Consider the following 8,195-nt stretch of genomic DNA (forward strand, 5'->3'; position numbering starts at 1 on the left):
GCATGGACGAGGCCATGGACTGGGTCCAGCGCGAGCTCAACGAGATCGGCGACCTGGTCACCAAGGAATTCTTCGGCCGGAGCTGAGCCTCGATCGCGCCGGCCGTCTCAGCGGTCGCCCGCATAGCGCCTGATCGCCTCAAGCCTTTCGCTTGAGGCGTGAATCAGTCGCTGCTTCTTTGAAGATCGGGAAGGATTCACGAACCGACTTGCTTACAAGTCGGTCCGATCCTGCCCGAGCGCATGCACCTTGACCTCGACCTCCATGCCGAGGCTGTCGGCGGCGGTGCCGCCATAGGTGCCGGCGAGCGGAATCGCCTGGGAGGGATCGCGCGCCACGCCGACGCGGATCAGGTTGCGGCCCCCGACCAGTCCGTTGGTCGGGTCATATTCGACCCAGCCCGAGAGCGGCAGGAAGATCTGCAGCCAGGCATGGGTGGCGCCGGCGCCGCGGAAGCCCGAGACCTCGCCGTCGGCCGCGGGATCGTAGAGATAGCCCGTCACGAAGCGCGCGGCGAAGCCCAGCGAGCGGGCCGCCTCCATCATGAAGAGCGCGAAATCGCGGCAGGTGCCGGAATGGAGGGCCAGCGTCTCGGTCGGCGACTGGGTGCCGTGCTCGTAGCGCTCGCGGTAGTTGAAGGTCGAGTTGATCGCCAGCATCATGCTCATCAGGAGGGCCGCGCTGTCATAGGCGCCGGCCTCGAACTGGCGCGCCCAGGCGGCGACATCGCCCTTGGGATCGTCGTAATGCCGGCGCTCGGTGCCGCCGAGGTCGCGCCGGATGGCTTCCGGATAGGTGAAGGGGTAGGTCGCGATCTTCTCGCCGCGCGGCATCTCCTCGGTGGCGCTGCCATCGTCGAACCGCTCCATCACCAGCCGGCTCTCGACCGAGAGCTCGGCAGCCGGCTCCAGGAACTCGATCAGCGCGATCGAATTGGAGAAGACGTCATGCATCCAGCGCAGCCGCGCCTTGGGCTCGATCGTGATCGCGATGTCATGGAGGCGCAGATCGTGGCTGTCGCGGGGCCGCAGCAGCGCCCGATGCTCGCCGAAGGTGACCGGCCGCGCATAGCGGTAACGGGTGCGGTGCACGACCTCGAACAGCGGCATGGAACTCGATGTCTCCGGCGGCCTTCAGATTCGGCCGCGAGGATAGCATGGGCGCCGGCCGGTATCAGCCGGCTCGCAAGGGCGCGCGGCCCCCATCAGGGCGTGTCGGACAGGCCCACCGGCTGGCCGACCACGACCCAGGTGAGGACCGCGGTATCGAGCAGGCGCTTGGCGACCCGCTTCATATCCTCGAGCGTCACCTTGTTGAAGAGCGCGGTGCGCTGCTGCGGATAGTCGATCGGCAGATGATCGAGCTGCAGCGAGACCAGGCTCGAGGCGATGGCGAGGCTGTTGGTGAAATGGAGCGCATAGGAGCCCAGGATATAGGAGCGCGCATCGTCGAGCTCCGCCTGGGTCGGGCCGTCCTTGCCGAGGTCGCCCCAGACCTGACGGATCACCGCGATCGAATCCTTGGCGCGCTCGTTCTGGGTCGCCGTCTGGGCCACCACCAGGGACGCCTTGTCATAGCTCGCCAGATCGGCGCCGATCGAATAAGCGAGCCCGCGATCCTCGCGCACCTCGCGGGTGAGACGCGAGCCGAAGCCCCCGCCCAGCACATCCATCAGGATCGCCGCCGCATAATAATCGGGGTCGCTGCGATCGATGCCGGGACCGCCCAGGAGGATGACACTCTGCGGCACCGGCTTCTTCACGACGATGGTCTTGCCCGCTCCGCTCAAGGTCGCCTTCGGCACCGTGTCGGCCATGCCCGTCGCCGGCAGGCCGCCGAAGGTCTTGTCCAAGAGCGGCGCCAGCTCCGCCGGCGAGATGTCGCCGACCACGCCGATCAGCAGCCGGTCCTTGGCGAAATGGCCCTTGGTGAAGCCCTTGAGGTCGTCCTGGTCGATGCGCGCCAGCGTGTCGGGCGAGCCCAGCGGATCGCGGCCATAGCCGTGATCGGGGAACACGGTCTGCCACCAGACCCGCTGCGCGATCTCGTCGGGATCGTCGGCATCGCCGGCGATGATGGTGAGGATCTGCCCCTTGACGCGCTCGACCGGCTCGGCGTCGAAGCGCGGCTCGGCCAGCGCCGTCCGAAGGAGCTCGAAGGCCTGGTCGCGATTCTGGGTCAGGGTCCGCATCGAGCCGCGGAACTCGTCCAGCCCGGCGTCGAATTTGAGATCGATCGAGAGGTCGGAGAGCTTGCGCTGGTAGCTCTGCGAATCGAGATCGCCAGCCCCTTCGTCGAGCAGGCCCGAGACCAGCGTGGCCAGGCCGTTCTTCTCGGCCGGATCGGCGGCCGTGCCGCCGCGGAACGCCAGATGGATGGCGATCAGCGGGATGGAATGATCCTCGACCAGCCAAGCCTCGATGCCGCCGGGGCTGACCACCCGCTCGATCGTGACCGCGGCCGATGCGCCCGGCGCGGTCCAGGCGAGGAAAGTTGCCGTCAGCAGCGACAGGAGGGCCAGGGGCCGCATGATCGTCTTCATGACGCGCCTCATGGCGTCACCCCTTCGAGCGGCACGGGCGGAGCCCCGGTCGGGGCCGTGGTGGCCGCACCCGGTGCTGGAATCAGCAGGCCGGTCGCGGACTGGTTGATGTCGAAGACCGACTTGGCGGCGTCCTCGACCTGCTCGCGCGTCACGGCCGCGATACGGTCGGGCCAGTTCTCGACATCGTCGACCGTCAACCCCACCGCCAGCGCCGAGCCCAGTGCCTTGGCGGGACCCATCAGGCTGTCGCGCGCCTTGACCGCGCCATCGACGAGCGAGGCCTTGGCGCGGGCGACTTCCTCGTCGGTGACGCCCTTGGCGAGAAGATCGGCGATCTCCCGATCGATCGCGGCCTCGATGGCGTCGAGCTTGCCGCCCGGATTGGGCGTGGCGGCGAAGGTAAAGCTGCCGAGATCGACGCGGTCGCCGTCATAGTTGCTCCAGACGCCGGCAGCGAGCTTCTGCTCGACCACCAGATGGCGATAGAGCCGGGCATTGCTGTCGCCGCCGAGGATCTGGGCCAGCACCTCGAGCGCATAGGGCTGGTCCTTCTTCGGCCCTGCATAGCTGGGCGCCTGATAGCTGCGCACCCAGGAGGGCTGCTGCACGCTGGCGCTTTCGAGCGTCACGCGGCGTGGCGCGAATTGCTGCGGCTCGGTCGGGCGATGGCGGACCGGCACGTCGCGGCGCGCGACGGGCCCATAATATTTCTCGACCAGCGGCTTCGCCTCGGCCGCCGAGATGTCGCCCGACAGGACCAGGATCGCGTTGTTGGGCGCATACCAGTGCCCGTAGAAATCCTGCACGTCGTCGGCGTTCAGCCCCTCCATCTCCTGCTCCCAGCCGATCACCGGGACCCGGTAGGGGTGATTGAGATAGAGCACCGCGTTCAGCATCTCGGAAAGCTGGGCGCCCGGATTGTTGTCGATGCGCATGCGGCGCTCTTCGAGGATGACCTCGCGCTCGGTATCGACCGTCTTCTTGTCGAGCACCAGATTGGCCATGCGGTCGGCCTCGAGCTCCATGACCTTGGGCAGGGCCTCGATCGCGACCGCCTGGTGGTAGGCGGTGTAATCGGCGGTGGTGTAGGCGTTCTCATTGCCGCCGAGCCGCGCCACGATGGTCGAGAACTGCCCGGCGCCGTAGGTCTTGGTGCCGCGGAACATCAGATGCTCGAGGAAATGGGCGAGCCCGCTCTTGCCGGGCGTCTCGTCGGCGCCGCCGACCTTGTAGAACACCATCTGGGTCACGACCGGCGCGCGCCGGCTGGTGATCACCACCACCTGAAGACCATTCTCGAGGGTGAAGGTCTCGGGGCTGAAGACCTTGGCCTCGCCGGATACGGCAAAGCCCGCGAGCGCGCCGATCAGCAGCAGCAGGCCCAGGATCGCCCGGCTCGCGCGGCCGGCGCCGCGAAAGCGGGCCTCACGGTCGGATCGATTCGACATACGACGCCTCACGCGGCCAATGAATGAAAAGGGGACAGGCGTCGCTCGGCGTCGGCGCCGCAGGCGTTTCTCCGGCGTCTAGAAGATGCCTTCGAGCAGCGCCTTCTTCTTGCGCTCGATCGTCGGCGTCTCGCCGGTCGTGACCGGCAGACCCAGCGCCGAATTCTCCTGCAGGCGCTGCTGCTCCTTGGTCGGATCGACCACGGTGCCGGGCACGCCCGCCTCGCGCCAGAAGATCAGCCGGTCGATCAGCGTCTGGTCCTGCTCGATCAGGGCCGCGGTCTCGACATCGATGGTCTGGCGGATCGAGGGATCGATGCCGGTGGCGCCGGCGCTCTGGAGGAACGCCTTCTCGCCGATCGAGGTCGTGTCCTGGGGTTCGCCCAGCGCCTGGCCGAGGCTGCCGCCGAAGGCATAGTCGCCGAACACGGCAGAGGCCGCCTGGTCGCGGGGCGTGCCTTCCTGCGGGCGCGGCGCGCCCGGCGCCGGCGGACGCAGATTGTAATCGGGCGGCAGGCTCAAGGGCGCGCGGGCATAAACCTGGAATTCGTCCGGCGCCTGCTTGTTGTAGCCGAAGATCTCGCGGGCCGAATCGCAGCCGGAGAGGCCGGCCAGCAGGAGCAGCGCGCCGCAAGCGCGAAGGGCATCACTCTTTGTCATCAATCAATCGTCCCCCCAAAACGGGCGGTTCCTTATTTTGCCGGCCGGACTTTGCCAAACAAGCCGTCGATGAGCAACAGCCCGACGCCCACTGTGATGGCGCTGTCGGCCACATTGAAGGCCGGCCAACCCCATCCTGCATAATGAAAATACAGGAAATCGATCACGGCACCAAAGCGCAATCGGTCGATCACGTTGCCCAGCGCCCCGCCGATCACCAGCCCCAGGCCCCAGGCCGGCAGCGGGGTTTTGACCCGGCTGAGCCAAAATCCCAGCACCGCGGCCACCAAAACCGCGAATCCGGCCAGGAGATAGGGGGTATGGGCGGCGTCGCTGGAGAACATGCTGAAGCTGACGCCCCGGTTCCAGGCCAGCACCAGGTCGAAAATGGGCAAAACCGGGATGGTCGCCGGCGGATCCATGACCTGGGTCAGGATCACCCATTTGGAGATCTGGTCCAGGATGATGACCAGGACCGCGCCCAAAGCCCCCCATCGCCACATTTCAGGCAGCCGTCCCAGCCGACACAGCGTCGGCGCAACGGCCGCAAAGCAGGGGATGATGGGGATCGACGCCGCGGTCGGGCACCTGGCGCCAGCAACGCTCGCATTTCTCGCCCTCGGCCAGCCCGACCGTCACGCCGACATCGGGCACGTCAGGCAGGGTGAAGGCGCCCGCGGGCGCCGGCCCCACGATCAGGGTCGCGAAGGAGGTGATGCTGATCTCCGCCAGGTCGAGTCCGTCGCAAAGCTGCTTCAGCTCGGCCGTCAGATAGATCGTGGGATGGGCCTGCAGGCTCGAGCCGATGCGCTTCTCCGCGCGCTCGATCTCGAGGGCGCCGGTGACGACGCGGCGCAGATCGCGCAAGCCTGCCCAGCGCTCGGCCAGCCCGCCATCGCGCCAGTTCGCGGGAATCTCGGGGAAGAGGCGCAGATGGATGCTTTCCTCCTCGGGCTTCGACGCCCCGTCCTTCCAGGAACGCTGCAGCCAGGCCTCCTCGGTCGTGAAGCAGAGCACCGGCGCCAGCCAGACGGTGAGGCAGGAGAAAAGCTCATGCAGCACGGTGCGAATCGCCCGCCGGCGAAGGCTCCGGGCCGCGTCGCAATAGAGCGCGTCCTTGCGGATGTCGAAATAGAAGGCGCTGAGATCGACCGCGCAGAAGTTATGCAACTCCATATAGACACTATGGAGGTCGTAATTGTCGGCGGCTATGCGCACCTGCCGGTCGAGCTCGGCCAGGCGATGGAGGATCCAGCGCTCCAGCTCCGGCATCTGCGACGGCGCCACCCGCTCGGCCTCGCTCCAGCCGTCGAGCGCGCCCAGCAGATAGCGGAAGGTGTTGCGCAGGCGGCGATAATGGTCGGCGACGAATTTGAGCGCCTCGTTGCCGATGCGCTGATCCTCGGCATAGTCGCAGCCGATCGCGACCCAGAGGCGGAGGATGTCGGCGCCGTACTGCTTCATCACCTCCTGGGGCGCCAGCACGTTGCCCAGGGACTTCGACATCTTGCGGCCCTGCTCGTCGAGCGTGAAGCCGTGGGTGATGACAGTGTTGTAGGGCGCCCGGCCGCGCGTGCCGCAGCTCTCCAGCAGCGAGGAATGGAACCAGCCGCGATGCTGGTCCGAGCCCTCGAGATAGACATCCGCCGGCCAGCTCAGATCCCATTTGCCGGATTCGAGCACGAAGGCATGGGTCGAGCCGGAATCGAACCAGACATCGACGATGTCGGTGACCTGCTCGAAATGCTCGGGATTGTGCTCGTTGCCGAGGAAGCGCGCGGGCGGGCTGGCGAACCAGGCGTCGGCGCCCTCCTTCTCGAAGGCCTCGGCGATGCGGTCCACCACCTTCTGGTCGCGCAAGGGCTCGTTGGTGCGCTTGTCCACGAAGATGGCGATCGGCACGCCCCAGGCGCGCTGGCGCGAGATGCACCAGTCGGGCCGGCTCTCGATCATCGAATAGATCCGGTTGCGGCCCTGCGGCGGCACGAAACGAGTCTCGTCGATCGCGGCGAGCGCCGTGCGGCGCAGATCGTTCTTCTCCATCGAGATGAACCATTGCGCCGTGTTGCGAAAGATCAGAGGTGCGCGCGAGCGCCAGCTATGCGGATAGGAATGGGTGAGCCTGTCCCTGGCCAGGAGATGGCCGGCTTCGGCCAGAGCCGCCATCACGGCCGGATCGGCATCGCCCTTCTTGCCGTCGGGACGCAGCACGCGCTTGCCGGCGAAGAGCGGCACATGCGGGAAATAGCTGCCATCCTCGTCGACCGTCTGTGGCACCTCGATGCCATGTGCGATGCCCAGCTCATAGTCGTCGGCGCCGTGGCCGGGCGCCATATGCACGAGCCCCGTGCCCTGCTCCGTGGTGACGAAGCCGCCCGCCAGAAGCGGCACCTCGAACTCATAGCCTTGGCCCGCCAGCGGATGGCGCGCGACAGTGCCGGCGAGCGCCTCGCCCTTGCCCGACCAGATCGTCTTCGCTTCCGTGATCCGGGCGGCCTTCTCGAACTCGGCGCGCAATGCTGCCGCCACGAGAAGCTTGTCGCCGGGCTTCGCCAAGGCCCCTTCCGCGACCGCGACTACCTCGATCAGCACATAGTCGATCTCGTTGCCATAGGCCATCGCCCTGTTGGCGGGGATGGTCCAGGGCGTGGTGGTCCAGATCACGGCCCCGGCGCCCGCCAGCGCCGGCAGGTTCGAGCGGATGATTGGGAAGCGCAGATAGATCGTGTTCGAGACATGGTCGTGATACTCGACCTCGGCCTCGGCCAAGGCGGTCTTCTCGACCACCGACCACATCACCGGCTTCGAGCCGCGGAAGAGCCCGCCATTCATCAGGAACTTGCCGATTTCGCGCACGATCTGCGCCTCGGCGAAATAGGCCATGGTGGTGTAGGGATGGGCCCAGTCGCCCTCGACGCCCAGCCGCTTGAACTCCTCGCGCTGCACCCCGATCCAATGCTCGGCGAAGTCGCGGCATTCGCGCCGGAACTCGACCACCGGCACCGCGTCCTTGTCCTTGCCGGCGGCGCGATATTTCTCCTCGATCTTCCATTCGATCGGCAGGCCGTGGCAGTCCCAGCCCGGAACGTAGTTGGCGTCCTTGCCCAGCATCTGCTGGGTGCGGTTGACGGTGTCCTTCAGGATCTTGTTGAGCGCATGGCCGATATGGATGTTGCCGTTGGCGTAGGGCGGGCCGTCATGCAGCACGAATTTGGCGCGGCCGCGCGCGCTCTCGCGCAACTTCTCGTAGAGGCCGATCTTGTTCCAGTGGTTGAGGATTTCGGGTTCGAGCTTGGGCAGCCCGGCACGCATCGGGAATTCCGTCTGCGGCAGGAACAGGGTCTTGGAATAGTCGGCGGAATCGGACTTTTGCGGCTTTTCGGACATGAATGCTCTGATTTGGCTCGTGAACGGCGCGGAAACGCGGATGAACAGGAAAATCCCGGTCTTGCGCCGAGCCGAAGCTCAGGCGTATGCCGGGCCGCTAATGCGTATGATGCGCCGCGAAAACATGGGCTTTCCATAGCAGCCAAGCGGGAATT

6 protein-coding genes are annotated in these 8,195 nt (G+C 66.6%); all 6 read right to left on the bottom strand.

The window, feature by feature from the left end:
• Positions 1-212: 212 nt before the first annotated feature.
• A complete protein-coding gene (locus ACREE8_RS03215) occupies positions 213-1,109 on the bottom strand; it encodes a transglutaminase family protein (RefSeq protein ID WP_431571536.1) in 897 nt (298 codons plus the stop codon).
• Between the two features lie 95 nt (positions 1,110-1,204).
• Positions 1,205-2,542: a M16 family metallopeptidase gene (locus tag ACREE8_RS03220; protein WP_431571537.1), complete on the bottom strand. Its 1,338-nt coding sequence runs from the start codon at positions 2,540-2,542 to the stop codon at positions 1,205-1,207.
• 8 nt (positions 2,543-2,550) lie between these two features.
• A complete protein-coding gene (locus ACREE8_RS03225) occupies positions 2,551-3,993 on the bottom strand; it encodes a M16 family metallopeptidase (protein ID WP_431571538.1) in 1,443 nt (480 codons plus the stop codon).
• A 78-nt stretch (positions 3,994-4,071) separates the two neighbouring features.
• Positions 4,072-4,653, bottom strand: coding sequence for a DUF3035 domain-containing protein (locus ACREE8_RS03230; RefSeq protein ID WP_431571539.1), 582 nt, complete (start codon positions 4,651-4,653; stop codon positions 4,072-4,074).
• A gap of 32 nt (positions 4,654-4,685) precedes the next feature.
• A complete protein-coding gene (lspA, locus tag ACREE8_RS03235) occupies positions 4,686-5,156 on the bottom strand; it encodes a signal peptidase II (RefSeq protein WP_431571540.1) in 471 nt (156 codons plus the stop codon).
• 1 nt (position 5,157) lies between these two features.
• The gene (ileS, locus tag ACREE8_RS03240) at positions 5,158-8,040 is read right to left on the bottom strand and encodes an isoleucine--tRNA ligase (protein ID WP_431571541.1); all 2,883 of its coding nucleotides are present in this window, start codon (positions 8,038-8,040) and stop codon (positions 5,158-5,160) included.
• Positions 8,041-8,195 lie beyond the last annotated feature (155 nt).

It is taken from the genome of Hypericibacter sp., from assembly GCF_050729195.1.
GTDB lineage: Bacteria > Pseudomonadota > Alphaproteobacteria > Dongiales > Dongiaceae > Hypericibacter.

What these genes read in the sequence shown, in the direction of transcription:
- ACREE8_RS03215 (WP_431571536.1), bottom strand. Translation starts at nt 1,109, where the DNA reads ATGCCGCTGTTCGAGGTCGTGCACCGCACCCGTTACCGCTATGCGCGG.
- ACREE8_RS03220 (WP_431571537.1), bottom strand. Translation starts at nt 2,542, where the DNA reads ATGAAGACGATCATGCGGCCCCTGGCCCTCCTGTCGCTGCTGACGGCA.
- ACREE8_RS03225 (WP_431571538.1), bottom strand. Translation starts at nt 3,993, where the DNA reads ATGTCGAATCGATCCGACCGTGAGGCCCGCTTTCGCGGCGCCGGCCGC.
- ACREE8_RS03230 (WP_431571539.1), bottom strand. Translation starts at nt 4,653, where the DNA reads ATGACAAAGAGTGATGCCCTTCGCGCTTGCGGCGCGCTGCTCCTGCTG.
- lspA (WP_431571540.1), bottom strand. Translation starts at nt 5,156, where the DNA reads ATGTGGCGATGGGGGGCTTTGGGCGCGGTCCTGGTCATCATCCTGGAC.
- ileS (WP_431571541.1), bottom strand. Translation starts at nt 8,040, where the DNA reads ATGTCCGAAAAGCCGCAAAAGTCCGATTCCGCCGACTATTCCAAGACC.